General features: G+C 65.4%; 21 protein-coding genes and 2 pseudogenes. 13 read left to right on the forward strand and 10 right to left on the reverse strand.

Annotated features, from left to right (window positions below):
- The first annotated feature begins 10 nt into the window (after positions 1 to 10).
- The 3 genes and pseudogenes from RX327_RS13530 to ppc all read left to right on the forward strand — a co-directional run bounded on the left by RX327_RS13530 (position 11) and on the right by ppc (position 5,464).
- A pseudogene (locus tag RX327_RS13530) lies at positions 11 to 821 on the forward strand (crotonase/enoyl-CoA hydratase family protein).
- Positions 822 to 959: 138 nt separating this feature from the next.
- Positions 960 to 2,504 (forward strand): acyl-CoA synthetase, encoded by a 1,545-nt coding sequence (locus RX327_RS13535; protein ID WP_317250562.1) that lies wholly within the window; start codon positions 960 to 962, stop codon positions 2,502 to 2,504.
- Positions 2,505 to 2,658: 154 nt separating this feature from the next.
- Positions 2,659 to 5,464, forward strand: a pseudogene (gene ppc / locus RX327_RS13540) (phosphoenolpyruvate carboxylase).
- A 133-nt stretch (positions 5,465 to 5,597) separates the two neighbouring features.
- On the opposite strand, the gene RX327_RS13545 reads toward ppc, so the two are convergent.
- The 4 genes from RX327_RS13545 to RX327_RS13560 form a co-directional block, all read right to left on the reverse strand.
- Complete coding sequence (locus RX327_RS13545) at positions 5,598 to 6,710, reverse strand: SMP-30/gluconolactonase/LRE family protein (protein WP_152977765.1); 1,113 nt, start codon at positions 6,708 to 6,710, stop codon at positions 5,598 to 5,600.
- Positions 6,711 to 6,880: 170 nt separating this feature from the next.
- On the reverse strand, positions 6,881 to 7,795 hold the full coding sequence (locus tag RX327_RS13550; RefSeq protein WP_317250563.1) for an SDR family NAD(P)-dependent oxidoreductase: 915 nt from the start codon (positions 7,793 to 7,795) through the stop codon (positions 6,881 to 6,883).
- A 105-nt stretch (positions 7,796 to 7,900) separates the two neighbouring features.
- Positions 7,901 to 9,040, reverse strand: coding sequence for a thiolase C-terminal domain-containing protein (locus RX327_RS13555; RefSeq protein WP_317250564.1), 1,140 nt, complete (start codon positions 9,038 to 9,040; stop codon positions 7,901 to 7,903).
- Positions 9,041 to 9,044: 4 nt separating this feature from the next.
- On the reverse strand, positions 9,045 to 9,500 hold the full coding sequence (locus tag RX327_RS13560) for a Zn-ribbon domain-containing OB-fold protein (protein WP_317250565.1): 456 nt from the start codon (positions 9,498 to 9,500) through the stop codon (positions 9,045 to 9,047).
- 187 nt (positions 9,501 to 9,687) lie between these two features.
- On the opposite strand from RX327_RS13560, the gene RX327_RS13565 reads away from it, so the two are divergent.
- From RX327_RS13565 to RX327_RS13595, 7 genes are all read left to right on the forward strand, one after another.
- Positions 9,688 to 10,935 carry an amino acid ABC transporter substrate-binding protein gene (locus tag RX327_RS13565; RefSeq protein ID WP_028331755.1) on the forward strand — a complete coding sequence of 416 codons (1,248 nt, stop codon included), beginning with the start codon at positions 9,688 to 9,690 and terminating at the stop codon, positions 10,933 to 10,935.
- A gap of 45 nt (positions 10,936 to 10,980) precedes the next feature.
- A complete protein-coding gene (locus tag RX327_RS13570) occupies positions 10,981 to 11,904 on the forward strand; it encodes a branched-chain amino acid ABC transporter permease (RefSeq protein WP_050386056.1) in 924 nt (307 codons plus the stop codon).
- Positions 11,897 to 12,817 carry a branched-chain amino acid ABC transporter permease gene (locus RX327_RS13575; RefSeq protein WP_050386057.1) on the forward strand — a complete coding sequence of 307 codons (921 nt, stop codon included), beginning with the start codon at positions 11,897 to 11,899 and terminating at the stop codon, positions 12,815 to 12,817. The genes RX327_RS13570 and RX327_RS13575 overlap by 8 nt, the downstream gene beginning before the upstream one ends.
- Positions 12,807 to 13,535 carry an ABC transporter ATP-binding protein gene (locus tag RX327_RS13580; protein WP_050386058.1) on the forward strand — a complete coding sequence of 243 codons (729 nt, stop codon included), beginning with the start codon at positions 12,807 to 12,809 and terminating at the stop codon, positions 13,533 to 13,535. Before RX327_RS13575 ends, RX327_RS13580 begins: the two co-directional genes overlap by 11 nt.
- Positions 13,525 to 14,244 carry an ABC transporter ATP-binding protein gene (locus RX327_RS13585; protein WP_050386059.1) on the forward strand — a complete coding sequence of 240 codons (720 nt, stop codon included), beginning with the start codon at positions 13,525 to 13,527 and terminating at the stop codon, positions 14,242 to 14,244. Before RX327_RS13580 ends, RX327_RS13585 begins: the two co-directional genes overlap by 11 nt.
- Before the next feature lie 92 nt (positions 14,245 to 14,336).
- Entirely contained in the window at positions 14,337 to 15,686 is a 1,350-nt protein-coding gene (locus RX327_RS13590) for an amidase (RefSeq protein WP_317250567.1), read from the forward strand.
- The gene (locus RX327_RS13595) at positions 15,679 to 16,365 is read left to right on the forward strand and encodes a DUF2848 domain-containing protein (protein WP_317250568.1); all 687 of its coding nucleotides are present in this window, start codon (positions 15,679 to 15,681) and stop codon (positions 16,363 to 16,365) included. The genes RX327_RS13590 and RX327_RS13595 overlap by 8 nt, the downstream gene beginning before the upstream one ends.
- Before the next feature lie 75 nt (positions 16,366 to 16,440).
- Here RX327_RS13595 and RX327_RS13600 read toward each other — a convergent pair whose 3' ends face one another.
- Positions 16,441 to 17,055, reverse strand: a complete 615-nt coding sequence (locus RX327_RS13600; RefSeq protein ID WP_317250569.1) for a transposase — start codon at positions 17,053 to 17,055, stop codon at positions 16,441 to 16,443.
- A 342-nt stretch (positions 17,056 to 17,397) separates the two neighbouring features.
- Here RX327_RS13600 and RX327_RS13605 point away from each other — a divergent pair, with 342 nt between their 5' ends.
- Genes RX327_RS13605 through RX327_RS13615 form a run of 3 tightly spaced genes read left to right on the forward strand, consistent with a single transcriptional unit; the run spans position 17,398 to position 20,049 of the window.
- The gene (locus tag RX327_RS13605) at positions 17,398 to 18,141 is read left to right on the forward strand and encodes a 2OG-Fe(II) oxygenase (protein WP_317250570.1); all 744 of its coding nucleotides are present in this window, start codon (positions 17,398 to 17,400) and stop codon (positions 18,139 to 18,141) included.
- 13 nt (positions 18,142 to 18,154) lie between these two features.
- Complete coding sequence (gene alkB, locus RX327_RS13610) at positions 18,155 to 18,808, forward strand: DNA oxidative demethylase AlkB (protein WP_317250571.1); 654 nt, start codon at positions 18,155 to 18,157, stop codon at positions 18,806 to 18,808.
- A 26-nt stretch (positions 18,809 to 18,834) separates the two neighbouring features.
- Positions 18,835 to 20,049 (forward strand): MFS transporter, encoded by a 1,215-nt coding sequence (locus RX327_RS13615; RefSeq protein ID WP_317250572.1) that lies wholly within the window; start codon positions 18,835 to 18,837, stop codon positions 20,047 to 20,049.
- 110 nt (positions 20,050 to 20,159) lie between these two features.
- Here the strand turns inward: RX327_RS13615 and RX327_RS13620 are convergent, their stop codons facing one another.
- The 5 genes from RX327_RS13620 to RX327_RS13640 all read right to left on the reverse strand — a co-directional run bounded on the left by RX327_RS13620 (position 20,160) and on the right by RX327_RS13640 (position 25,878).
- Positions 20,160 to 21,788 (reverse strand): thiamine pyrophosphate-dependent enzyme, encoded by a 1,629-nt coding sequence (locus tag RX327_RS13620; RefSeq protein ID WP_317250573.1) that lies wholly within the window; start codon positions 21,786 to 21,788, stop codon positions 20,160 to 20,162.
- Between the two features lie 25 nt (positions 21,789 to 21,813).
- The gene (locus RX327_RS13625) at positions 21,814 to 22,683 is read right to left on the reverse strand and encodes a fumarylacetoacetate hydrolase family protein (RefSeq protein WP_317250574.1); all 870 of its coding nucleotides are present in this window, start codon (positions 22,681 to 22,683) and stop codon (positions 21,814 to 21,816) included.
- Between the two features lie 166 nt (positions 22,684 to 22,849).
- Complete coding sequence (hpaD, locus tag RX327_RS13630; protein WP_317250575.1) at positions 22,850 to 23,833, reverse strand: 3,4-dihydroxyphenylacetate 2,3-dioxygenase; 984 nt, start codon at positions 23,831 to 23,833, stop codon at positions 22,850 to 22,852.
- 109 nt (positions 23,834 to 23,942) lie between these two features.
- Complete coding sequence (gene hpaE / locus RX327_RS13635) at positions 23,943 to 25,487, reverse strand: 5-carboxymethyl-2-hydroxymuconate semialdehyde dehydrogenase (protein WP_317250576.1); 1,545 nt, start codon at positions 25,485 to 25,487, stop codon at positions 23,943 to 23,945.
- Complete coding sequence (locus RX327_RS13640; protein WP_317250577.1) at positions 25,480 to 25,878, reverse strand: 5-carboxymethyl-2-hydroxymuconate Delta-isomerase; 399 nt, start codon at positions 25,876 to 25,878, stop codon at positions 25,480 to 25,482. Before RX327_RS13640 ends, hpaE begins: the two co-directional genes overlap by 8 nt.
- Between the last annotated feature and the right edge of the window lie 16 nt (positions 25,879 to 25,894).

Below are 25,894 nucleotides of genomic sequence, written 5' to 3' on the forward strand. Positions count from 1 at the left end.
GGAGATTTCAATGGAAGATCGCGTTTCGATATCGATTTCGGACGGTATCGCCGATGTCCGCCTGGTGCGGGCGGACAAGATGAACGCGCTCGACGCTGCGATGTTCGAGGCATTGGTGGCCGCAACCGACCGACTTTCCAGGGAAAAAGCCGTTCGGGTGGTCGTGCTGTCGGGCGAAGGCCGCGCTTTCTGCGCCGGGCTCGACATGGGGCGTTTTGCCGCCATGAAGGAGAAGGGCGGCAACGGAATTCCGGGTGGCGAAAATCGCGATCTCACCAAGCGCACCCACGGCCAGGCCAACTTTCCGCAAGCCGCCGTGTGGGGCTGGCGCCAGCTTCCGGTGCCTGTGATCGCGGCCGTGCATGGCGTCGCCTTCGGCGGCGGCTTCCAGCTCTCGCTCGGTGCCGACATGCGCTTTCTCTCGGCGGACGCGCGGATGTCGATCATGGAGATCAAATGGGGCCTCGTGCCCGACATGGCGGGCACGCCAATCCTGGCCTCGCTCGTGCGCGACGACATCCTGCGCGATCTCACCTACACCGGCCGCATCTTCTCCGCCCAGGAGGCCCTACGGCCTCGCCACGCGCATCTGTGACGACCCGCGCGCGAGCGCCCTCGAAGCCGCGCGCGAGATCGCCGGCAAGAGCCCCGATGCGATCCGGGCGGCCAAGCGGATGCTCAACAATCTCTCGGTCGATCCCGGCCCGGCGCTGCTCGCCGAGTCCGTCGAGCAGCAGAAGCTGATCGGCAGTCCGAACCAGACCGAGGCGGTCCGCGCCAATCTGGAGAAGCGCGCGCCGAGGTTTGCGGATGCGGGGTAACGACCGCCGTCATTCCGGGGCGATGCGCAGCATCGAACTATGGTGCGCAATTGCGCACCTGAGAATCTCGAGATTCCGGGTTCGCGCTTCACGCGCCCCGGAATGACATTTAACCCGACGAAAGATCGGACAACGACAATGGAAACGTCCCAGCCCTTCCTCGGCATCGTCAGCGGCGGTCGCCGGCGCGATCACGCTGCGGTCGCCGAGCGCGCCGACCGTATTGCCAGCGGCCTCGCCAAGCTCGGCGTCAAGCCAGGCGATTGCGTCTGCATGCTGATGCGCAACGACATCGCCTTCCTCGAAGCCGCCTACGCCGCGATGCGGCTCGGCGCCTACGGCGTGCCGATCAACTGGCACTTCAAGCCGGAGGAGATCAACTACATCCTCGAGGACTCCGGCACGTCCGTGCTGATCGCGCATGCCGACATGCTGCATCCGCTGCGCGGCGCGATCCCGCCCGGCGTCACCGTGCTCAGCGTGCCGACGCCGCCTGAGATCCTGTCCACCTACAAGATCGATCCCGATCGTCTGACGCCGCCGGACTTCGCGATCGGTCTCGAATCCTGGCTCGCGCAGCACCGGCCCTATGACGGCCCGGTGGTGCCGCAGCCCATGAACATGATCTACACGTCGGGCACGACGGGCCATCCGAAGGGCGTCCGCCGCAACGCGCCGACGCCGGAGCAAACCGCCAATGCGGAAGCCATGCGCGCGATGATCTATGGGCTCAAGCCCGGCGCCCGGGCGCTGCTGCCGGGCCCGCTCTATCACTCCGCGCCGAATTCATTCGGCATCCGTGCCGGCAAGCTCGGTGGCGTCTTGGTGCTGATGCCGCGCTTCGAGGCGGAGGAATTCCTGCAGGCGATCGAGCGATACAAGATCGACACCATCTTCATGGTGCCGACCATGTTCATCCGCCTGATGAAGCTGCCGGAGGCGGTGCGCAACAAGTACGACGTGTCCTCGCTGCGCCATGTCATCCACGCCGCCGCGCCGTGTCCGGCCGACGTCAAGCGCGCCATGATCGAATGGTGGGGGCCGGTGATTTACGAATTCTACGGCTCGACCGAATCCAGCGCCGTGACCTTCGCGACCTCCGAGGATGCGCTGAAGAAGCCCGGCACCGTCGGCAGGATTTCGACGGGCGCCGAGCTGCGGTTCATCGGCGAGGACGGCAAGGAGGTGCCGCAGGGCCAGATCGGCGAGATCTATTCGCGGATCAAGGGCAATCCCGATTTCACCTATCACAACAAGCCGGAGAAGCGCGCCGAGATCGATCGCGACGGCTTCATCACCTCCGGCGACGTCGGTTACATCGACGAGGACGGCTACGTCTTCATCTGTGACCGCAAGCGCGACATGGTGATCTCGGGCGGCGTCAACATCTACCCGGCCGAGATTGAAGCCGTGCTGCACGCCGTGCCCGGCGTGCACGATTGCGCCGTTTTCGGCATCCCCGACGCTGAATTCGGCGAAGCGCTGATGGCGGTGGTCGAGCCGCAGGCAGGCGTAACGCTCGACATCGCCTCGGTCCGCGCCCAGCTCAAGACCTCGCTCGCCGATTACAAGGTGCCCAAGCACATCGAGATCCGCAGCGGGCTGCCGCGCGAAGATTCCGGCAAGATCTTCAAGCGCCGCCTGCGCGATCCCTATTGGGAGCAGGCCGGACGGAGAATCTAGGCCGCAAAACTCGACGTCGTCCCGGCCTGCGCCGGGGCGACGTTGGTGGATGTGTGCACCGCCACCAAGTTCATCTTGCGCTGCGGCAAAAAAAGCGCACACTCGGGAGGAGCCGGGCAGCCTCTGGAGTAGCCAAGCCATGTCTCCCCAGGTAATGCCTCCCCAGACCATGCCGTCCGAGGCGGAAATCCGCGCAAAGCGTGCCGCAGAGGCCAGCCTTCTGGAAGCGACCGCGCAGGAGGAGGATGCGCGGCTCCGGGACGACATTCGCCTGCTCGGGCGCATCCTTGGCGACACCGTGCGCGATCAGGAGGGCGCCGACGTGTTCGACCTGGTCGAGCGCATCCGGCAGACCTCGATCCGGTTCCACCGCGACGAGGACCGGCTCGCCCGCCGTGAGCTGGAGCAGATCCTCGACAGCATGTCGACCTCCGAGACGGTGCGGATCGTCCGTGCCTTCAGCTATTTCTCGCACCTTGCCAACATCGCCGAGGACCAGAACAACATCCGCCAGATGCGCAGCCGCGGGCCGAGCGGGGCACCGCGGCCGAGCACGCTGGAACAGACGCTGGTGCATGCCCGTCAGGCCGGCATCAGCCCGGCCGATCTCCGCAACTTCTTCAAGACCGCGCTGGTCAGCCCGGTGCTGACCGCGCATCCGACCGAAGTCCGCCGCAAGAGCACCATGGACCGCGAGATGGAGGTCGCCGGCCTGCTCGACCGCCGCGAGCGGGTCGCGTTGACCGCGGAGGAGGCGGGCCAGCGACGAGCAGCTTCGCCGCGAGGTGCTGACGCTGTGGCAGACCAATCTCTTGCGCCGGACCAAGCTGACCGTGCTCGACGAGGTCGCCAACGGCCTGTCCTTCTACGACTACACCTTCCTGCGCGAGGTGCCGCGGCTGCATTGCGCGCTGGAGGACCGCCTGAACAAGGAGGGCGGCGAGGCCGGCGAACTCGCATCCTTCCTCAGGATGGGAAGCTGGATCGGCGGCGATCGCGACGGCAATCCCTTCGTCACCGCGGAGGTGATGCGCGGCACGCTGCGCCTGCAGTCGAGCCAGGCGCTCAACTTCTACCTCGAGGAGCTGCATGCGCTTGGCGCCGAATTGTCGCTGGCGGCGCATCTCGCCGACGTCTCGGACGAGTTGCGGAGCCTCGCCGAGCGTTCGCCCGACACCTCGCCGCATCGCAGCGGCGAGCCGTATCGTCTGGCCGTTTCGGGCATCTATGCGAGGCTTGCGGCGACAGCCTCTCGGCTGGAGGTCGAGATCACACGCCGGCCGGTCGGCAAAGCGGCGCCTTATGCCAGCGTCAAGGAGCTGCAGGCCGATCTCGACGTGCTGCACCGCTCGCTGATCTCCAACAACGCCCGCGTCATCGCCCGCGGCCGGCTGCGGCTGCTGCGCCGCGCGGTGGATTGCTTCGGCTTCCATCTCGCCCGGCTCGACATCCGCCAGAACTCGGCCGTGCACGAGCGCACCATCGCCGAGCTGATGGACGCCGCCAATCCCGGCATGTCCTATCTCGCGCTCGGCGAGGACGCGCGCGTCAGCCTGCTGCTCGGCGAGCTGCGCAATGCACGGCCGCTGGCCTCGCCCTTCGTGAAATATTCCGAGGAGACCCAGAGCGAGCTCGCCGTGTTCCGAGCCGCGGCCGAGGCGCACGCCAGGTTCGGGCCGGAGGTGATCTCCCAATGCATCATCTCGATGTGCAAGGGCATGTCGGACATGCTGGAAGTGGCCGTGCTGCTCAAGGAGGTCGGCCTCGTCCATCCCTCCGGCCGCAGCGCCGTCAACATCGTGCCGCTGTTCGAGACCATCGAGGATCTGCAGGCCTCATCCGGCATCATGGATCGCATGCTGTCGCTGCACGACTACCGCCGTCTGGTCGACAGCCGCGGCAGCGTGCAGGAGGTCATGCTCGGCTACTCCGACTCGAACAAGGACGGCGGCTTCGTCACCTCGGGCTGGGAGCTCTACAAGGCCGAGATCGGCCTCGTCGAGGTGTTCGAGCGCCACCACGTGCGGCTGCGCCTGTTCCACGGCCGTGGCGGTTCGGTCGGCCGCGGTGGCGGGCCGAGCTATGACGCCATCATCGCGCAGCCCGGCGGCGCCGTGAACGGCCAGATCCGCATCACCGAGCAGGGCGAGATCATCTCGTCGAAATACTCCAATGCCGAGGTCGGCCGCAACAATCTGGAGATCCTCGCCGCGGCGACGCTGGAAGCAAGCCTCCTGCATCCGCGCCAGAGCGCACCGCGGCGCGAATATCTGGTCGCGATGGATGAGCTCTCGAACCTCGCGTTCAAGGCCTATCGCGGCCTGGTCTACGAAACGGAAGGCTTCGTCGATTATTTCTGGGCTTCCACCGTCATCAACGAGATCGCGACGCTCAACATCGGCAGCCGCCCCGCCTCGCGCAAGAAGACCCGCGCCATCGAGGACCTTCGCGCCATCCCCTGGGTGTTCTCCTGGGCGCAATGCCGCCTGATGCTGCCGGGCTGGTACGGCTTCGGCAGCGCGGTCGAGCAATGGATCGCCGAGCATCCCGACAAGGGCATGCCGTTCCTGAAGGAGCTCTACCAGGAATGGCCGTTCTTCCGCATGCTGCTGTCGAACATGGACATGGTGCTTGCGAAAAGCTCGATCGCGATCGCCTCGCGCTATGCCGAGCTCGTGCCCGACGAAGCCTTGCGCGAGAAGATCTTCGGCCGCATCCGCCGCGAATGGCATTCCTGCATCGAGACGCTCCTGGACATCATGGGCCAGGACCGGCTGCTCCAGGGCAATCCACTGCTGGAGCGCGGCATCCGCAACCGCTTCCCTTACATGGACCCGCTCAACCACGTGCAGGTCGAGCTCTTGAAGGAGCATCGCGCGCAGAACCCTGACGAGCAGGTGCTGCGCGGGATTCAGCTCACCATCAACGGCATCTCGGCGGGGTTGCGGAATAGCGGCTAGCTACGCTGTCGTCCCGGCGAAGGCCGGGACCCATAACCACGACCGAGAGTGTCGTGAACGATGTGGGCCCCAGCTTTCTTACAACCAACTGTAGTGGTAATGGGTCCCGGCCTTCGCCGGGACGACGGTTAGATCAGCAGTTATGTGCGCCCTTCGTCTCCACATAAACCGCGTAGAGCGACTGGCTTGCCGTCATGAACAGGCGGTTGCGCTTCTTGCCGCCGAAGGTGAGGTTGGCGCAAGTCTCCGGCAGCAGGATCTGGCCGATCCGCTGGCCGTCGGGCGCGAACACCTGCACGCCGTCATAGCCCGGTCCGACCCAGCCGGCGCCGACCCAGATATTGCCGTCGACGTCGACACGCAGGCCGTCCGGGAAGCCTGACTTGCCGTCCAGCGTCATGTCGATCAGCGTGCGCGGGTTGGAGAGCTTGTCGCCGTTGAGGTCGTACTGCCAGACGATGTTCTTAGCATTCGGATAGTGCGTAGTGCCGGTGTCGCAGACATAAACCTTCTTGTAGTCGTGGCTGAAGGCGATGCCGTTCGGCTTGAACGGCTCGTCGGCGACCTTGGTGATCTGGCCGGTCGCAGCGTCGATGCGATAGACGGCTTCCTTCTGGTAAGGCTGCTTCGATCCGGTGTTGGCCAGCTGGCCCTCATAGATCGAGATCGCGCCATAGCCGGGATCGGTGAACCAGATCGACTTGTCGTTGGGATGCACGACCATGTCGTTCGGCCCGTTGAGCTGCTTGCCATTGGCCTGCTCCGCCAAGGGCGTGACGGTTCCGTCGTGCTCGTAGCGCACCAGGCGTGTGCGCTCGGCGGTGATCTGGCGGCCCTCGAAATCGAAGGTCGAGCCGTTGGCCTCGTTCGACGGCTTGTGGAATTGCTCGGAGATGTGGCCGTCATCATCGAGATAGCGCAACTGCCGATTGGCCGGGATATCGCTCCAGACTAGATACTGGCCCTGCGCGTTCCAGGCCGGACCCTCCGCCCACAGGCAGCCGGTGTAGAGCCGCTTGATCGCGGTGTTGCCGACCTTGGCCTTGAAGCGCTTGTCGTCGATCACAACGATGTCCGGATCGGGATAGCGCTGCGGCTCCGCGTTGGAACCGAAGTCGCGCGCTGCGGCATCGGATGCCGCCATCGCGGTTGCAGCAAGCGCGGTTGCGCCGCGCAAGATTGTCCGACGGTCGAACGCCTTCGCACCGTCGCCCTCGTGTTTCTGAATGTTGCTTGGATTAGTCACGAAAGTCCTCCCAGGCTTTTTTGTTATCGGGAGGACGATCATACCCCCGCAATTCTGGCACAATGCGGGCACGCCATGATGAAACAACCAAAGAGTGTGGCGCCCCCGCTGTTTCGCGGAGGCGACGATTTCATAAAAATGTCAGATCGGATCGGAAGATCAGATCAAATTCAGATCGGATCCCAGGTGAAGATGTCGGCGGAGCGGTCGAGCTTGTAGAACGAGCCTTTCAGTGCCGGCATGCCGTGTTCGGCGATCGACTGCGGCGTCCAGCCTTCGCTCCGCTGCACAGAGCGGATCGGACGGTTCTGGCTGAACAGGAAGATCTCGTTCATGCGCACGCCGAAGATCTGGCCGGTGACGTCCTTGGCGGAATCGCCGAGCAGATAGCCGCAGAGCGGGGCGATCTTCTCCGGCCCCATCTGCTTGATCTTCTCGACGCGCGCCTTCTCGGCCTCGGTCTCGGTCGGGATGGTTCCGATCATGCGGGTCCAGGCGAAGGGCGAGACGCAGTTGGAGCGGACGTTGAAGCGGCCCATGTCGAGCGCGATCGACTTGGAGAGCCCGACGATGCCGAGCTTTGCGGCGGCGTAGTTGGCCTGGCCAAAATTGCCGATCAGGCCCGAGGTCGAGGTGAAATGCACGAACGAGCCCGACTCCTGCTCGCGGAAGACGCGGGCCGCGGCGTGGCTGACATAGAACGAGCCCATCAGATGCACCTTGATGACGGCCTCGAACGCCTCCACGCTCATCTTGTGGAAGATCATGTCGCGCAGGATGCCGGCATTGTTGACGACGCCGTCGAGTCGGCCGAAATGATCGGTCGCGGTCTTCACGATCTTGCTGGCGGGGATCGCCTCCGCCACCGACTCGAAATTGGCGACCGCCGTGCCGCCGCGCTTCTTAATCTCCTCGACCACCTCTTCGGCCGGAGCTGCGTTCGACCCGGCGCCATCCGCGGCGCTGCCGGGATCGTTGACGACGACCTTCGCGCCCTCCGCCGCGCACAGCAGTGCGATCTCGCGCCCGATGCCGCGGCCTGCGCCGGTGACGATGATGACCTTGTCTTGCAGTGATTTCGCCATGTCGGCTCTCCTGGTTGGGACCGTCATTCCGGGCGCACGAAGTGCGAACCCGGAATCTCGAGGTTCCGGGTCTGGTCCTTCGGACCATCCCGGAACGACGAGAAATTACCTCTCGTTCGTAAACACGATCGTGCCGCTTGCGGCGAACATGCCGCCGACGCCGTGGCACACCGAAATCCTCGCGTTCGGCACCTGCGCCGGCGCGATGCCGCGCATCTGGCGGACGCTCTCCTGCAGCGCGTACATGCCGTACATGCCTGAATGCATGTAGCTCAATCCGCCGCCATTGGTGTTGAGCGGCAACTTGCCGCCGGGACGCGTGTTGCCGTCCGCGATGAACTTGCCGGTCTCCTCATAAGGCATGAAGCCGAGGTCGCCGAGCCCGAACAGCGGCAGATGCGCAAACGCATCGTAGATCATGAGATGGTCGACGTCCTCATGCGCGATGCCGGCTTCCTTGAAGGCGAGAGGACCCGCGGTCTTGAACGCGCGCGAGGAATTGAACGTCTCCATCTGGCTGACCATCGGCGTCTCCACGCTCTCGCCGGTGCCCATGATGTAGACGGGCTTGCGCGGAAAGTCCTTCGCGCGGTCCGCGGAGGTCAGGATCAGCGCGCCGCCGCCGTCGGTGACGAGGCAGCACTGGAGCAGGCGGAACGGATAGGCGATCATGCGCGAGTTGAGCACGTCGGCGACCGTGATCGGGTCCTTCATCATCGCGCGCGGATTCTTCGCCGCCCATTCCCGCTGCACCACGGCCACCGAAGCGAGCTGCTCGTGGGTGATGCCCCAGGTCTTCATGAAGCGCAGCACGGGGATCGGAAACATGCTGGGCGGACCGTAGACGCCATAGGGCGCCTCGAATTGGCCGTTGAGGCTGTCCGGCGGGGTCGAGCGCGGCAGCTTGCCGATCATCGACTTGCCGCTCTCGGCGTGGGTGATCAGTACGGTCTTGCACAGGCCCGCCTCGATCGCTGCGGCGGCATGGCGGACGTGGAGCATGAACGAGCAGCCGCCGACCGAGGTGCCGTCCACCCAGGTCGGCTTGATGCCGAGATAGTGGCAGACCTGCTGCGGCGTCTCGACCGCGGTGGCAAAGCCGTCGATGTCGGACAGCTTCAGCCCGGCATCTGCGATGGCGTTGAGAGCGGCGTCCGCATGGAGCTGGAGCTGCGAGGCGTTGGGGATGACGCCGAGCTCGGTGGTCTCGGCCGCGCCGACGACGGCAACCTGGTTCTTGCGCATGGGCTTACCCCTTCGCCGGACGGAAGACGGGGAGGGTGATCTTGTCGTCGAGCTCCTGGAAAGCGACCTCGAGCTTCATGTCGAGCTCGAGCGCCTCCGGCGTCTGCGGGCAGTCGATGATGTTGCTCATCATCCGCGGGCCCTCGTCGAGCTCGACCACGGCGATGGCGTAAGGCGGCGTGAAGCCCGGCGCGGCGGGGCGATGGTTGATCACGTAGCTGTAGAGGAAACCCTTGCCGCTCGCCTTGAAGACCGAGACCTTGCGCGAGGCGCAGGAGGGGCAGAACGGGCGCGGCGGGAAGTAGACATGCGCGCAGGCGTCGCAGCGCTGCAGCCGTAATTCGCCCGCTTTCGTGCCGTCCCAGAAATGCTGGGTCTCCGGCGTTGGCTTCGGTCGCGCGCGCTGGCTCGGCCATGTCTGATGTCTCCTCCCGAAATCGTTACAGTCTTGATGCGACATTGAACCAAGGCCCGTCAACGGTCCATCCATGCTCCGCGCAGCGGCCTGTGTCCCGCGCATGCCGCATATTCCGCCCCTCGCACAATTGCTAAGGCCGCGATGCTTGTGTCGCTCCGATCCGGCGCGTAGAAGGGCCGCGTCCAAGATACGTCCAAGACACGTTCAAGATAGCCGGGAGGAACATATCATGCTGAGGATCATCGGCGCGGCACTCGCTGCCAGCCTCGCATTTGCCACGCAGGCGATGGCCGCCGACGCACCGTCGGAGATCAAGATCGGCACGCTCTATGCGTCGTCGGGGCGCTACGCCTCGATCTCGATGCCGGTCTACAGCTCGCTAAAATTGTGGGTCGAACAGAAGAACGCCGAGGGCGGCGTGTTCGTGAAGGCGTTTGACAAGAAGATCCCGATCAAGCTCGTCTCCTATGACGACCAGAGCAACACCGCGACCGCCTCGACGCTTTATAATCAGCTCGTCACCCAGGATAAGGTCGATCTCCTGGTCGCCGATTCCGGATCGGTGCTGACGGCGCCCGCGGTTGCGATCGCGCGCGATCACAAGATGTTCCTGTTCGACCAGACCGGCACCGGCGCGAGCTTCTTCTCCAAGGACAATCCCTACATCGCGCTGATGGCCGATCCGGTGTCGACGGTGTGGCCGAAGCCGGTCGCCGACTTCATCAGCCATGACGGCCCTGGCCTCGGCATCAAGAAGGTCGCGATCCTCTATTCGACCAACGAGTTCACCGGCACCCAGGCCAACGCGTTCCGCAAGTTCGTCAAGGAGTCCGGTGCGCCGATCGAGATCGTCTATGACCAGGGCGTTCCGACCGAGACCACCAACTACAACGTCATCATCAACAACATCAGCAACGCCAATCCGGACGCGGTGATCCATTTTGGCTATGCGCCGAACGACATCGCCTTCCTGCGCAACGTCCAGGACGTCGGCACCAAGTTCAAGATGCTGTTCGCGATCTATGCCGGCCTCGAGACCGAGTTGCTCGAGAAGAATGTCGGCGCCAAGGGCCTCGAGCACATCTGGACCTATGTGCCGCCGTCCGAATTGGACTATCCCGTCAATTTCGGGATGAACATGAAGGATTTCCGCGCCGCCTGGACCAAGAAGTACAACGACGGCAAGATGGAGTTCGGCTTCAACGCGGTGGCCGGCTACACCACGGCGCTGGTGATCGAGAAGACGCTGTCGGTTGCGACCAGCCTCGACCAGATGGAGCTGCGCCGCGCGGTGTTCTCGCTCAGCGGCCAGCTCAAGACGCTGGACGGCACCTTCGCGCTGGATGAGACCGGCGGTCAGATCGGCGAACTGACGCCGCTCGGCCAGCTCACGGTCGACGAGCACGACCACATCAAGTTCGTCTCGATCTATCCGCACGAGACCGCCACCGGCAAGCCGATCTATCCGGCGCCGTGATGCAGGTGAGTGCGGCAGGCGTAACCTTCGGCGGCGAGCGGTAGCATGACCTATGCGCTCGTTGCCGGCGTGCTGTTCGGGCTGTACTTCAGCCTGGTCGGTATCGGTCTCAATCTCGTGTTCGGCGTCATGCGCATCGTCAACCTTGCGCATGGCGACATCCTGATGCTCGGCGCTTTCATTGCGCTCGGCGTGGTCGGCCTCGCCGGCATCGACCCGCTGTTCGCGGTGCCGCTCGCCTTCGTGGTGTTCGTGCTGGTGGGCGTGCTGCTGTACTGGGTGCTGGTGCCGCGGCTGCAGGGCTCGGCCAATCCGGAAATGCTGTCGATCATCCTGTTCTTCGGCCTGTCGCAGGTGATCGAAGCCGTCACCACGATCTTCGCCGGCACCAGCGAGCGTTCGATCCAGAGCCGGCTGCTCGGCACCGTGTTCACGACCATCAAGGTGAAGTGGTTCGGCGGCAAGGCGGGCGGCGCAGGGCCGATCCAGATCTTCGGCCAGGGCTTTCCCGCACCCTGGGTGATCGCGGCCATCACCAGCCTGATTGCGATCGCGCTGGTCTACCTCTACCTCTACCACACCCGGCTCGGCACCCTGACCCGCGCGGTGATGTCACGGCGCGACGAGGCATTGGCGACCGGCATCGATGTCGATCGCGTCTCGGCGGCGGCGTTCGGTATCGGGCTCGGCATCGCGGCGGTCGCCGGCGTGTTCGCGCCCTTCATGTTCGGCTCGGTGACGCCGGCGTTCGGCGCCGACGCGACCGTGACGTCGTTTGCGATCGTCGTGCTGGGTTCGCTCGGCAATCCACTCGGCACTGCGCTCGGCGGTGTCGTCTACGGCCTGTGCTACATGCTGGTGCAGACCTATCTCAGTTCCTGGGCCGACTTGCTGCCCTATGTGTTGTTGATCGTGATCCTGTTGTTGCGTCCGAGCGGTCTGCTCGGAAGGCGGGTGCGCGTTGCATAACGCCTCGAAACACCTGCTGTTCATCCTTGCGCCGCTGGTGGTGGTGTTCGCACTGCTGCCCGGCGTTTATCAAAACCATCTGCTGCTGTTCAACTTCGTGATCTTCCTGATCCTCGCGCAAGGCGTGAACATCATCTATGGCTTCACCGGCTATCTGCCGTTCGGCTATGTCGGCTTCTTCGGCGCCGGCGCCTATGGCTTCGCCATCATGGTGATGCATCTGCATACACCGGCGCCGCTCGCCGTGCTGGTCGGCGGCGTCGTGGCGGTTGCGCTCGGCCTGCTATTGACGCCACTGCTGCGGCTGTCGGGTGCGTATTTCGCGATCGCCAATCTCGCGGCCTCGCTCGCGGTGCTGCACTTCGTCGCCAATCCGGCGCTGGAGGGCATCACCAAGGGGCCCTACGGCGTGTCGCTCACCGGCACGTTCAACCCGAGCCATGCGTATTATGCCGCGGTCGTCGTGATGGCGCTGACCGTCGGCGCAGTGGTCTATCTGAAGAACTCGCCGTTCGGGCTGGCGCTGCAGGCTGTGCGCGAGGACGCGGTGTCGGCCTCGATGGCCGGCGTCAATATCGTGAAGATGCGGGTGATTGCCTGGCTCGCCTCGGCGCTGGTGGCCGGCCTCGCCGGCGGCATCTACGCCTGGTACGTCTCGGTGTTCTATCCGGACAACGTGTTCTCCGGCGAATTCTCGATCTTCGCGATCGTGTTCGCGCTGTTCGGCGGCGTCGCCACCATCACCGGACCGATCGTCGGCGTGCTGATCCTCTACGGCATCTACAATCTGATCGGCTTCACCACGCCGCAATATTTCCAACTGATCTATGGCCTTCTGATCATGGGCCTGGTGCTGTTCCTGCCCGCAGGACTGGTGTCGCTGGCAACCCGCAGGGGGTGGCATGTCCCCTGAGAAAACCCCGATCCTTGAGGTCTCGAAGCTGGTCAAGCGCTTCGGCGGCTTCCACGCACTCGATGGCCTCAGCTTTCACGTCGTGCCGGGCGAGATCCTGGGCCTCGTCGGCCCGAACGGCTCCGGCAAGACCACGGCGATCAATGTGATCTCCGGTCTCTATGCGCCTGATGGCGGCGAGGTCGTGTTCGACGGCGCGTCCGCCGGCGGCGTCGCCTCGCACAAGCTCGTTCATCGCGGCATCAACCGCACCTTCCAGGTGCCGAAGCCGTTCCTGTCGCTCACGGTGCGCGAGAACATCCAGGTGGCGCTGGCCTATGGCGGCGCGACCCGTGCGCCGTCGATCGCCGAACTGCTCGAGGATTTCAGGCTGAAGGAGGTCGCCGACCGTCCGGCCGCCGATCTCAACAGCGCACAGCAGAAGATGCTCGATCTGACCCGTGCGCTCGCCACGCGGCCGCGGCTGCTGCTGCTCGACGAACTCGCGGCCGGCCTCAACCCGGCAGAGCTCGACTGGATCGCTGGCCGCATCAAGGCCTTGGCCGCGACCGGCATGGCGATCATCGTGGTCGAGCATCTGATGGGCTTCATCGAGCAGATCACCGACCGCGTCATCGTGCTCAATGCGGGCAGGGAGATCTTCGAGGGCACGCTGGCGACCGCGGTACGCGAGCCGCAGGTGATCGAGGTATTTTTGGGAGGCGAGCATGCCCACTGACGCGGTGCCGCTTCTGGACACGAGGGGCGTCGATGCCGGCTACGGCACCATGCAGGTGCTGTGGGGCGTCGATCTCGACGTCCGCCCCGGCGAGACCGTGCTGCTGCTCGGCGCCAACGGCGCGGGCAAGACCACGTTCCTGAAGTCGCTGGTTGGCCTGATCGAAGCCCGCAGCGGCCACATCAAGCTCGGCGGTGAGGACATCACCAGGATGCGCTCGTCGGACCGCATGAAGCGCGGCATGACCTACATGTCGGAGCTTGCGGTGTTTCCCGACCTGTCGATCGAGGAGAACATCCGCGTCGGCGCGCAGGCGCTGGGCCATGCCGATCCGGGGGCGCGGGTCGACGAACTGTACGGCCTGTTCCCGGTGCTGCGCGACAAGCGCCGCGACCCCGCATCCAGCCTGTCCGGCGGCCAGCGCAAGATGCTCGGCATCGCCAAGGCGCTGTCGGCCGAGCCGAAGCTGCTGGTGATGGACGAGCCTTCGGCCGGGCTGTCGCCGCTGTTCGTCAAGGAGGTGCTGCGCGCCTTGTCGAGCCTGCAGGGCCGCGGACTGGCACTCTTGATCGCTGAGCAAAATATCGGTTTTCTTGAGATTGCCACCCGCGTATTCGTGCTGGAAGGCGGGCGGATCCGCTTCTCCGGCACGGTTGCCGAGATGAGCGGCAATGAAGAGCTGCACCGCGCCTATTTCGGGCTGAAGTGATGCGAGGTGAGGGGCCGGCGGGCTGGAAATCGGCCCCGGTTCGCGCGACAATTAACTGCAAGCCATGAAGTGCAAGCCGTGAAGTGAAAGCCATGCCCAAGAATCCGACACTCGCCTCCCTTGCCGCCGATCTCGCCAGCGGCGCGACCTCTGCCCGCAAGCTCGTCGAGCAGTGCATCGCCAGGATCGCTGATCCCGCCGGCGAAGGCCAGCGCGCCTTCATCCATGTCGACAAGGACGCCGCGCTGGCGGCGGCCGACGCAATGGACGGCTTGCGCAAGGCCAAGGCGGCGCCGTCGCGCTATGCCGGCATTCCGATCTCGATCAAGGACCTGTTCGACATCAAGGGCCAGGTGACGCGCGCCGGCTCGCGCGCGCTCGATGATTCCCCGCCCGCCGAGCAGGATGCCGCAACGGTGGCGCGGCTGCGCAGGGCCGGATTCGTCGTGATCGGCCGCACCAACATGACCGAGTTCGCCTATTCCGGCATCGGCATCAATCCACATTACGGCACCCCGAAGGGCGTCTGGAACCGGAGCGAGGGTCACGTGCCCGGCGGCTCCTCCTCGGGTGCGGCCGTTTCGGTGCTGGACGGCATGGCGCATGGTGCGCTCGGCACCGATACCGGCGGCTCCTGCCGGATTCCGGCTGCCTTCAACGGCATCGTCGGCTACAAGCCGACGCAGCGCCGCGTGCCGCTCGACGGCTCCGTGCCGCTCTCGTTCTCGCTCGACAGCATCGGCCCGCTGGCCAATTCGGTGGCCTGCTGCGCCGCGCTCGACGCGGTGCTGGCGGATCAGCCGGTGACGCCGGTCACGCCGCGCCCGGTCAAGGGCATGCGGCTCGCGGTGCCCACCACGATCGCGCTCGACGACCTCGACGATGCCGTCGCAAAAACCTTCGAGCGCGCGCTCGCTTCGCTGTCGCGCGCCGGCGCCTTGATCGAGCGGATCGAGGTGCCCGAATTGCTCGATGTCGGCGTCATGAACGCCAAGGGCGGCTTTGCCGCCGCCGAAAGCTATGCCTGGCATCGCTTCCTGCTGGCCAGCAAGGGCGACGTCTACGATCCGCGCGTCGCCGTGCGCATCCAGCGCGGCGAGGGCTTTCCTGCCGCCGACTATATCGATCTGCTCAACGCGCGCCGCTCCTTCATCGCCCGCACCGAGAAGCGGATCGCGCCCTATGATGCGATGGTGCTGCCGACCACGGCGAACCTGCCGCCGACGATCGCCAGCCTCTCCGACGACAAGGCGTTCGCCACCGAGAATTTGCGCGCGCTGCGCAATTGCACGCTGATCAATGTGCTCGACGGCTGCGCGATCTCGCTGCCCGCGCATCGCGAGGGCGAGGCGCCGGTCGGCCTGATGCTCGCCGCCGCGGGCGGTTCGGATCGGCGCATTTTCGAGCTCGCTGCCGGAATGGAGACCGTGATCCGTGTTTGATCTCACCTTCAATGTCGACGACAAGGGCGTCGCCACTCCGCTGACGCTGGAAATCAGGCAGGCCGTGATCGCCGGCTGGACAGGCCGCGATCCGGTGGCGCGCGACAAGCATATCGCCGAGCTCGAGGCGCTCGGCATCGCGCGGCCCGCGACCACGCCGATCTACTACCGCTGCTCGGCGCGCCGGCTTACCTTCGCCGATGCCATCGAGGTCTGCGGCGAGGATTCCAGTGGCGAGGTCGAGTTCGTGCTGATCGGCTGGCAGGACCGCATCTTCGTCGGCTGCGGCTCCGACCACACCGACCGCAAGGTCGAGGCCTACAGCGTCACGGTGTCCAAGCAGATGTGCGACAAGCCCATGGCATCGGAGCTCTGGGAGCTCGAGGACGTGATCGGCCATTGGGACCAGCTGGTTCTGCGCTCCTGGGCGGTGATCGGCGGCCAGCGCGTGCTCTACCAGGAAGGCACGCTCGATCACATGCTGCCGGTGAAGGACCTGATCGCGCGCGGCTTCGATCAGGGCGCGCTGCCCGACGGCTGCGCCATGTTCGGCGGCACCTTCGCCGCCAAAGGCGGCATCCGCCCCGCCGACCGCTTCGACTTCGAGCTGGAGGATCCCGTGCTGAAGCGCACGATCAAGCACGGCTACGAGGTGGTGACGCTGCCGGTGCGGGGTTGATTTCGTCGCAAGTCGCGCCCGAGAAAGTCAGCTAACACTCGCTCCACGCGTCGTCCCGGCGAAAGCCGGCAACTGTTATGTCGGCTTGGTCTGCAGGTAGGGCTTTCTGTCGCGCATCATGGCGTTGAGGACCGTTAGGAGCTTCCTGGCGACGGCAATGAGAGCGAGCTTGGCTGGTTTGCCGACCTGTCGCAGCCGCGCGTAGAAGGCCTTGAATGGATCGGCCCGACGAACCGCGTTCAGAGCCGCCATATAGAGGGCGTCACGAACGCGCTTTCGGCCGCCGGCGATCTTGCGTTTTCCACGGAAGGCGCCGCTGTCGACGTTGAAGGGGGCAAGGCCCGCGAGCGCGGCGATCTGCTTCGCTCCAACATGTCCAAGTTCCGGCATCTTCGCGATCAGCTGCATGCAAGCCACGGGACCCACGCCCGGCAGTGAGCGCATCAACCGCGCATCGTCCGCGATCTCCGGCTCGGCCTTGGTCAATGCGTTGATATCGGCCTCGATCTCGGCGATCTCGCCGTCGAGAACCTCAATGAGCCGACTGATCCGTTCGGCCATGGCGCGGTCGTCGGCCTCGCTGCGCCGGTTCTTCTCCTGCGCGCGCCTGGACACGCCGTCAGCTTCATCAAAGATATCGAGATGCTTCTTGGAGACGTCGATTCCGACATAACGAGGGGGTATGATCACGGTGCCTGTCCCTGTGATGCGAGGTCTGTTGGCGCAGCCTCGTGCAACTGTTCAGGTTGGTAATGGAACGGGCGGGAGGCCGAGCCGGCTCACGGCGTCAAGCGCCAAGGACCCAACGGCTTCCCGCCCAACCCATCCTGACAGACTTCCAAGACACAGGGACCCATAGCCACGGGGCGTTGTGGTTGGCACGCTGTGGCCCCAGCGATTTCAACAACTAGCGACGGTGGTTATGGGTCCCGGCTTTCGCCGAGACGACACCGTAATTGCGGTGACGTTCTCTGCATCTTTCGATCGGAAATCGGGTGGCGACTCCCGCAATCAGGGGCCAGATTCCGTCCCATGACAGCAACAGCCAAAACCATCACCCGCCTACCCACCGGCATCCCGGCCCGCGTCGACGGGCTCGATTGGGACCGGATCACGACCGACCTCGACGGGCAGGGATGCGCCGTCCTCAACAGTCTGCTGACGCCTGAGGAATGTGATGCCATCGCCGCGCTCTATCCCGATGACGCGCACTTCCGCAGCCGCATCGTCATGGGCCGCCACGGCTTTGGCCGCGGCGAGTACAAGTACTTCTCCTATCCGCTGCCGGATTTAATCGCGGAGCTGCGGCCGGCGCTCTATGCGCGGCTGACCGCGACAGCCAATCGCTGGAACGAGGCGATGGGGATCGACATCCGCTATCCCGAAAGCCATGCGGCCTTTCTGAAGCGCTGCCATGAGGCCGGACAGGCGCGGCCGACACCGCTGCTGCTGCAATACGGGGACGGCGACTACAATTGCCTGCACCAGGACCTCTATGGCGAGCACGTGTTCCCGCTCCAGGTCGCGATCCTGCTCTCCGAGCCGGGCCGCGATTTCACCGGCGGCGAGTTCGTGCTGACCGAGCAGCGCCCGCGCATGCAGTCCCGCGCCGAGGTCGTGCCGCTCGCGCAGGGTGATGCGGTCGCCTTCGCTGTGCATCACCGCCCGGTGCAGGGGACACGCGGCACCTACCGCGTTAATCTGCGCCATGGCGTCAGCCGGATTCGCTCCGGCCATCGCCACACCGTTGGTGTGATCTTCCACGACGCGAAGTGAGCGCGAGAGAGGCGTGGCCGCTGATCTGTTCGAGACAATTGGCGATGCAAGGCCGTCGCACGAGACGATCGCGGATGGCGCGGTGCTGTTGCGCGGCTTTGTCCGGCCGTTCGAGGCCGAGCTGATCCCGGCATTGCGCGCCATCGTCAAGCAGGCGCCGTTCCGGCATCTGATCACGCCGGGCGGCCACCGCATGTCGGTCGCAATGACCAATTGCGGCAGCGTCGGCTGGGTCTCCGATCCCAGCGGCTATCGCTATGATGCGATCGATCCCGACTCGGGACAACCCTGGCCTGAAATGCCGGAGGTGTTGCGCAGGCTCGCCGCCGGCGCCGCTGACGAAGCCGGCTTCAACGGCTTCGCGCCTGAGGCCTGCCTGATCAATCGCTACGTCCCCGGCGCAAAACTGTCGCTGCACCAGGACAAGGACGAGCTGGACTATGCGGCGCCGATCGTCTCGGTCTCGCTCGGCCTGCCCGCGACCTTCCTGTTCGGCGGCCTGGCGCGCAGCGACAAGCCGCGCCGCTTCCGGCTCGTACATGGCGACGTTGCGGTGTGGGGCGGCCCGTCACGGCTATTTTATCACGGCGTCGCACCGCTCGCCGATGGCGAGCACAGCGTGCTCGGCCGCCAGCGCATCAATTTGACCTTCCGCAAGGTGCGCTAAAGCGCCGGGTGGTCTAGACTTGGCGGATGACCACCAAGGCTGACCGCGCCGTCAACCGCACCGGCGTCTATCTGGCCGTGCTGCAACTCGTGTTCACGCTGGGCTGGACGACCTATGTCGTCTACCTGCCGAAGCTCGCAGCGGATGTCGGCCTTGCGCCGTCGGCCGTGATCCTCATCCTGATGCTGGACCAGGGCATCTTTACCGTCACCGACACGGCGATGGGCATGGCTGCCGACAGGATCTCGAGCCTGGTCGGCCGCCTCGGCTTGTTTGTCGGTATCCTTGCCGCAATCTCCTGCGCCGCCTTCATCGCGTTGCCTTACGTCGCCGGCACCGGGCCGGGTGCAAAGGTCTGGCTGATTGTGCTGATCGTGATCTGGGCCGTGACGTCATCGGCCCTGCGCGCGCCGCCGCTGACCTTGCTCGGCAAGTACCGCGCCATGCCGCAGGTGCCGTTCCTCGCGGCGCTGGCCATGCTGGGCTATGGCGTCGCCGGCGCCGTCTCGCCCTATCTCGGCGTAGTGCTGCGCGAGCACGATGCGCGGCTGCCATTCGTGATATCGAGCGCGGTGCTGCTGCTGACGGCGCTCGCCTTCTCCGGCGTCGAGCGCCGTATCGCGGCAGAGGCGCAGCCGGCGCGGCTGGCGCCCCCGGCGAAGCGGCTCGGCGCGGTGCCGATGTTCCTGATCGGATCGATGGTGCTGCTGTCGCTCGGCTATCAGCTGCATTTCGCCATCAACAGCGCGCCGTTCTATCTGCGCTTTGCCGAGCCGGACGAACTGCAATGGCTGATGCCGGTGTTCTGGATCGGCTTCAACATCGCGATGTTTCCGGCGAGCCTCGTCGTCAAGCACCGGGGCGGCCTGATCGTGATGGGCGCGGCCGGCCTGCTCGGCGCCTTTGCGATCATCGCCGCCGAAATCGCCGGCAGTCTCAACGTCCTGATCGTGGCGCAATTCATGGCGGGAGCCGCGTGGGGCTGCATGCTGATGAGCGCAGTCTCGGCCGCGCTTGCGATCGGCTCGACCGGCGCGGAAGGCAAGGTCACGGGGCTCGTATTCTCCGCGTTGGCTCTCGGCGCCTTCGCGCGGATGGCGGCAGTCGCCGGCGGCCTGCAAAAAATCCCGGACTATGCGCCGCTGCTGCACTGGGCGCCGGTCGCCTGCTGGTCGGTCGCAGGCGCAGGCCTGCTGGTGATCGCCGCGTCACGGCTGCAACGCGGCATGAAGAGCGCTTAGCGTCGTCATTCCGGGGCGCGAAGCGAACCCGGAATCTCGAGATTCCCCGGTGCGCATTGCGCATTTGAGGTTCGATGCTGCGCATCGCTCCGGAATGACGAGCGTTTGGCTCAGTTATTCCGCGCCGGATGGATGAACGCCCAGGGGCTAACTTCCGAATCCGTCGGCACTTCCACCGAGATCACGTAAGGCCCGCCATGGGCCAGCGCCTTCTCCAGCACGGCCTTGAACTGCTCCGGCGCGGTGACGCGCGCGGCCGCCACGCCGAAGGACTCCGCGAGCTTGACGAAATCCGGATTGACGAGGTCCGATGCCACCACGCGGCCGTCGAAGCGCTCGCGCTGGTCGCGGCGGACGTTGCCATAGGCGTTGTTGTTGAACACCAGCGTCACCACGCCGATGTTGAACTGCACGGCGGTCGAAAGCTCCTGCACGCCGAACATGAAGCCGCCGTCGCCGGTAATGGCGACCACCGGCTTGTCGGGATTGGCGACCTTGGCACCAAGCGCGGTCGGAAAGCCCGAGCCGAGCGTGCCCTGATAGCCCGACGTGATGAAGGTGCGCGGCTGGTAGACCGGGAAGCCGTACCAGGAGGCGAAGCCGACCTGCGACAGTTCATCGGTGACGATCGCGTTCGCCGGCAGCACCTCGCGCAGGATGTTGAGATAGGCCATCTGCGGCTGGATACGCTGGATCTCCTGCTCGGTCGCGGCCGTTGCCTCGCGGATCGCGGCGCGGCGGCCGGAAGTCCTGCGGTAGCCCACCTTGCGCACGGCGGCGACGAGATCGGCGGTGCCGGTCTTGGCGTCCGCGATCACACCAGCATCGGCCGGCCAGCGCCGCAGCTCGACCGGATCGATATCGATGCGCACGCATTTCAGTCCGGCGGGCTGGTAGGGCCAGCGCGACATCGTCGGCAGCTCGAGGCGCGTGCCGATTGCAATCATCAGATCGGTTGTCGGCCACAGCCTGTAGGCCGCCGCCATGGTGAGACCGAGCTCATGCGCATTCGAGACGATGCCGCGGCCGCTGCGGAAGGCGACCACGGGCGCATCGATCATCTCGGCGAGTTCGAGGATCTCCTCGCCCGCCTCGATCGCGCCGCTGCCGACGAAGATCATCGGTGCCTTGCTGCCGGCGATCAGGTCGGCAGCTGCCTTGATACGGTCCGGATCGGGCTGCGGCGCCGGCAACGGATCGAACGGCTTGATGGGGGCGACCTGGGTGCGCTGGGTGAAGACGTCCCAGGGCATCTCGACCGAGGCAGGGCCGCGCCGTCCCGACATCATCTCCTGGAACGCGCGCGCCACGACCGTCGGCGCGTTGCCGGGATATTCGATCCGGTCGGCCCATTTCACATAGGTGCGCAAGGTCGCGAGCTGATCCGGCATCTCGTGCAGATGACCGCGGCCCTTGCCGAGGAACTGCGTCGGCACCTGGCCGGTGACGCACAGCACCGGCTCGTTGCAGCCGAACGCCGTCAGCAGTGCCGCGCTGGCATTGAGCACACCGGGGCCGGGCACGACGCTGAACACGCCGGGCCTGCCGCTGGAGCGCGCATAGCCGAATGCCATGTAGCCGCAGGCCTGCTCGTGCCGTGCGCCGATCACCTTGAGCTGCGCCTGGTGGAAGGCATCGAACAGGCCGTAGACCTGCGCGCCGGGCAGGCCGAATACTGTGTCGACGCCATGGGCGACCAGGCCGCTTACGATCGCTTCGCCGCCGGATGTTGAGGTCATGGCACTGTCCACTTTGCTTGTGAGGTTAGGTGGCTTCGTCGACGACGCCGTTGCACAAGCGGCCGATGCCCTCGGCCTCGACCTCGACGACGTCGCCGGGCTTCAGGTACCGCGGCGGATCGAACCGTGCGCCCGCGCCGGTCGGCGTGCCCGTGACGATGATATCGCCGGGCACGAGGGTTGCGAAGGTCGAGATATAGTTCACGAGGTAGCGGAAGCCGAAGATCAAGCGCGAGGTGCGGTCGTCCTGGCGGGTCTCGCCGTTCACCCGCGTGGTCAGACGGATATCGGCGATCTGCGCTTCACCGGTGTAGGGCACGAGCCACGGGCCGAGGCTGCCGCTGGAGTCGAAGTTCTTGCCCTGGGTGACGTTGAACTTGGCGTGGCGCAGCCAGTCGCGTACCGAGCCCTCGTTACAGAGCGTCAGCGCGGCAATGTGATCGAGCGCGGCGCTTTCCGGAATGTGCCGGCCTTGCTTGCCGATCACCAGCACGATCTCGCCCTCATAGTCCAGCTGCGCGGACGCGCGCGGGCGCACCAGCGGCGTGTCGTGCCCGACGAAGGAGCGCGGCGAGCGCATGAACATGCTGGGATATTTCGGCGCGTCCTGGCCGTCCTTGTACTCGGCGTTGCGGTCGGGATAGTTGACGCCGATGCAGATGATTTTCTCCGGCGCGGGCACCGGCGGCTTCCACGCGACTGCGTCGAGCGCGTGGTCGGGCGCGCGCCTGGCGGCGTCCTCCACGAGCCTGCTCAGCGCGCCGGCGGCGATCGCTTCCCGCAAGGTCGGATAGTCCTTGAAGCGCGACGAGAGGTCGACGATGCCGGTGTCGGTGACCGCGCCATAGCTGGTGGCGCCGTTGACGGAATAGGTGGCGAGGCGAGGGGCAGTCATCGGCAATCCAATCATTGGTGTCGTCCCGGCCAAGCGAAGCGCGAGCCGGGACCCATAACCACAGGCTTCACATTATGGCACGCGGGGCGACGATCTTCGCAACAACGTGGGTCGGTGGTTATGGGTCCCTGCTTTCGCAGGGACGACGGGTGAACAGTATCTCGTATCAGTCCGCTACCAGCACGTCGGCCACGAATTTCGGCTCGCGCACGGCCTGGCCCGAAAACGGCGAGCCCTGCTCGAACCAGGAGCGCGGGGCGGGCGCGCCCCACAGCGTCTGGCGGCGGGGATCGCGCAGCGACCAGCGCAGCGGCTCGTGGTCGTGATCTCCCGTGAAGTAGTCGCTGGTGTAGAGCTCGAGGCGGTGTCCGTCGGGATCGCGCACATAGAGGAAGAACGCGTTCGAGATGCCGTGGCGTCCCGGCCCGCGCTCGATGTTCTTGAGGTAGCCGGAGGAGGCCATCACGTCGCAGAGATGCACGATGTTCATCGCGGTCGGTACCCAATAGGCGAAATGGTGCAGGCGCGGACCCTTGCCGTTGGTAATGGCGAAATCATGGACGTTGCCCTTGCGATGCATCCAGGCCGCGGCGATGCGCCCGTTCGGGCCGTCCTCCTCGGCGTATTCGGTGAGGCGGAAGCCGAGCCGGGCGTAGAATTCCATCGTGTCCTGCACCTCGGCAGCGAAGACGTTGAAATGATCGAGCCGCTGCGGATGGCAGCCCCGGTAGAGGTCGTAGCGGCGCAGCAGATGCGGCCGCCGGTCCATCGAGGCGTAGAGCTCGATCTGGAAGCCGAAGGGATCGGTGAACTGCAATGTGCGGGCCTGGAACGGCTGATCGACGAAGGCGTAGGCCAGGCCGTTCTCGGAGAGAAAGGCGGCTGCCTTGTCGAGATCCTTGTCGTTGCCGACCTTGAAGCCGAGCCGCGCGCAGGCCGGCGCTGCCGCCTTGCGCAGCACCAGCGAGTGATGCTGGTGCTCCTCGCTGGCGCGCAGATACACCGACTTGTCGTCGCGGTCCTCGATGTGGAGGCCGACTGTCTTTTCGTAGAAGGCGGCGCTCTTGTCGAGATCCGTGACGTCGAGCACGGCATGGCTGCTGCGGATGATGTTGAACGGCGGATCGAAAACGTGTGTCGGAACGGGCATCGGTGTTTCCTCAATTTGTGTCCGTCATTCCGGGATGGTCCGAAGGACCAGACCTGGAATCTCGAGGTTCCGGGTTCGCCGCTACGCGCCACCCCGGAACGACGTGCAATCAAATTCCCAGTTTCTGAATCTTGTGCGTGCCCCGCGCCAGCGAGACGTGCTTGGTTTCCATGTAGAAGTCGAACGAGTAATCGCCGCCGTCGCGGCCGATGCCCGAGGCCTTCATGCCGCCGAACGGCGTCGGCAGATGGCGGACGTTCTCCGAGTTCAGCCAGATCATGCCGGCCTCCAGCGCATCGGCCACGCGCAGCGCCCGGCCCATGTCGTTGGTCCAGACATAGCCGGTGAGGCCGTAGCGGGTGTCGTTGGCGATCTCGATCGCGTCCGTCTCGTCGCGGAACGGGATCACGGTCAGGAACGGGCCGAACACCTCCTCCTGCGCGACGCGCATCTTGCCATGCGCGCCGGTCACCAGCGTCGGCTCGACATAATGTCCGCCGCCGGGCCCGTCATAAGCCTTGCCGCCGACCGCGATCGTCGCGCCGTCCTGGCGCGCGACGTCGAAATAGGAGCAGACTTTTGCGAGGTGCCGCTCATGGATCAGCGGCCCGATCTCGGTGGCGGGATCCAGCGGATGGCCGACCTTCAACGCCTTCACGCGCGCGGCCAGCTTCTCCACGAATCTCTCGGCGATGCTCTGCTGGATCAGCAGGCGGCTCGAGGAGGTGCAGCGCTCACCGTTGAGCGAGTAGATCATGAACACGACGGCATCGAGAGCGCGGTCGAGATCGGCGTCGTCGAACACGATGACGGGGTTCTTGCCGCCGAGCTCGAAATGCACGCGCTTCAGGGTCGGTGCACCCTGCATCATGATGGCCGAGCCCGTCGCGCTTTCGCCGACGAAGCCGATCGCCTTGATGGCGGGATGCTCGGTCAGCGCCTTGCCGGCCTCTTCACCGAAGCCGTGGACGGTATTGAGCACGCCGTCGGGCACGCCGGCCTGTTTTGCGAGTTTGACCAGCAGATCGGCGGTCACCGGCGACCATTCGGCCGGCTTGTGCACGACGGTGCAGCCCGCAGCCAAGGCTGGCGCGATCTTCCAGGTCGAGAGCATGAACGGCGTGTTCCACGGCGTGATCACGCCGACGGGGCCGATCGGCACGCGGGTCGAGACGTTCCAGTGCTCGTCGCTCGGCGTGTTGAGGCCGTCGCGCGCCTCCGCGCATTTGTCGGCGAAGAAGCGGAAATTCTCGGCGGCGCGGATCGCGGCCTTGGCCATGAAACGACAGGCCTGGCCGGTATCGATGCATTCGAGCACCGCGATGTCCTCGGCATTGTCTTCGATCGCATCGGCCACGCGATTCAGCAGCTTGCGCCGCATCGCCGGTCCCATGTCGCGCCAGGACTTGAAGGCCTTGGACGCGGCAGTCGCGGCACGGTCGATATCCTCGGCATTGCCGCGCGCGACGGTCGCCAGCACCGTGCCGTCGATCGGCGATTTCGTCTCGAAGGTCTGCCCGGAGGCCGCCGGCACGATCTTGCCGTCGATCACATGGCCGATGCCTTCGGCTTTCAAGCTTGCAAGCAGCGGGCCGGCGCGATCGCGGTTGGCTTGGAATACGTCGGCTGACGATTTCGCGGCGGCTTTATCCATTGACCGTCTCCACCTTCAGGGCGTCGTGGATGTTGTTGCGCTTCCAGCTGGTGTCCTTGTCATTGATCTGCATGTCGAACGACAGGGCGAACCTGCTGGCGGCGAAGACGGGATCGAGATGTTTCGAGAGCGCCTGGAAGATTTGCTCGCCGGCCTTCCGGCGCGTTTCGAGATCGCGGCCCTCGCCGATGCGCAGCACCATGTCGAGAAAGCCGTAATCCTGGCGGGCGTCCGCGATCGCATAGTGCTCGCACCTGACGGCGCGAACGCGGATGCCGCCGAGCGGGAAGATGCCGGTCTCGACCGCGGCCTTGCGGACCAGTTCGACCGTCGCGCCCATGTCGACGACATCGTCGAGATTGGCGGAGTATTCAAGCGTGAAATGCGGCATGCAGCGCTCCTGCTGA

The sequence above is a fragment of the Bradyrhizobium sp. BEA-2-5 genome, assembly GCF_032918025.1.
GTDB lineage: Bacteria > Pseudomonadota > Alphaproteobacteria > Rhizobiales > Xanthobacteraceae > Bradyrhizobium > Bradyrhizobium pachyrhizi.

Excerpts from the sequence above, each read along its gene's own strand:
- RX327_RS13535 (WP_317250562.1), top strand. The coding sequence starts at position 960 with ATGGAAACGTCCCAGCCCTTCCTCGGCATCGTCAGCGGCGGTCGCCGG.
- RX327_RS13550 (WP_317250563.1), bottom strand. The coding sequence starts at position 7,795 with ATGGCGAAATCACTGCAAGACAAGGTCATCATCGTCACCGGCGCAGGC.
- RX327_RS13555 (WP_317250564.1), bottom strand. The coding sequence starts at position 9,040 with ATGCGCAAGAACCAGGTTGCCGTCGTCGGCGCGGCCGAGACCACCGAG.
- RX327_RS13560 (WP_317250565.1), bottom strand. The coding sequence starts at position 9,500 with ATGTCGCATCAAGACTGTAACGATTTCGGGAGGAGACATCAGACATGG.
- RX327_RS13565 (WP_028331755.1), top strand. The coding sequence starts at position 9,688 with ATGCTGAGGATCATCGGCGCGGCACTCGCTGCCAGCCTCGCATTTGCC.
- RX327_RS13570 (WP_050386056.1), top strand. The coding sequence starts at position 10,981 with ATGACCTATGCGCTCGTTGCCGGCGTGCTGTTCGGGCTGTACTTCAGC.
- RX327_RS13580 (WP_050386058.1), top strand. The coding sequence starts at position 12,807 with ATGTCCCCTGAGAAAACCCCGATCCTTGAGGTCTCGAAGCTGGTCAAG.
- RX327_RS13585 (WP_050386059.1), top strand. The coding sequence starts at position 13,525 with ATGCCCACTGACGCGGTGCCGCTTCTGGACACGAGGGGCGTCGATGCC.
- RX327_RS13590 (WP_317250567.1), top strand. The coding sequence starts at position 14,337 with ATGCCCAAGAATCCGACACTCGCCTCCCTTGCCGCCGATCTCGCCAGC.
- RX327_RS13605 (WP_317250570.1), top strand. The coding sequence starts at position 17,398 with ATGACAGCAACAGCCAAAACCATCACCCGCCTACCCACCGGCATCCCG.
- RX327_RS13615 (WP_317250572.1), top strand. The coding sequence starts at position 18,835 with ATGACCACCAAGGCTGACCGCGCCGTCAACCGCACCGGCGTCTATCTG.
- RX327_RS13620 (WP_317250573.1), bottom strand. The coding sequence starts at position 21,788 with ATGACCTCAACATCCGGCGGCGAAGCGATCGTAAGCGGCCTGGTCGCC.
- RX327_RS13625 (WP_317250574.1), bottom strand. The coding sequence starts at position 22,683 with ATGACTGCCCCTCGCCTCGCCACCTATTCCGTCAACGGCGCCACCAGC.
- hpaD (WP_317250575.1), bottom strand. The coding sequence starts at position 23,833 with ATGCCCGTTCCGACACACGTTTTCGATCCGCCGTTCAACATCATCCGC.
- hpaE (WP_317250576.1), bottom strand. The coding sequence starts at position 25,487 with ATGGATAAAGCCGCCGCGAAATCGTCAGCCGACGTATTCCAAGCCAAC.
- RX327_RS13640 (WP_317250577.1), bottom strand. The coding sequence starts at position 25,878 with ATGCCGCATTTCACGCTTGAATACTCCGCCAATCTCGACGATGTCGTC.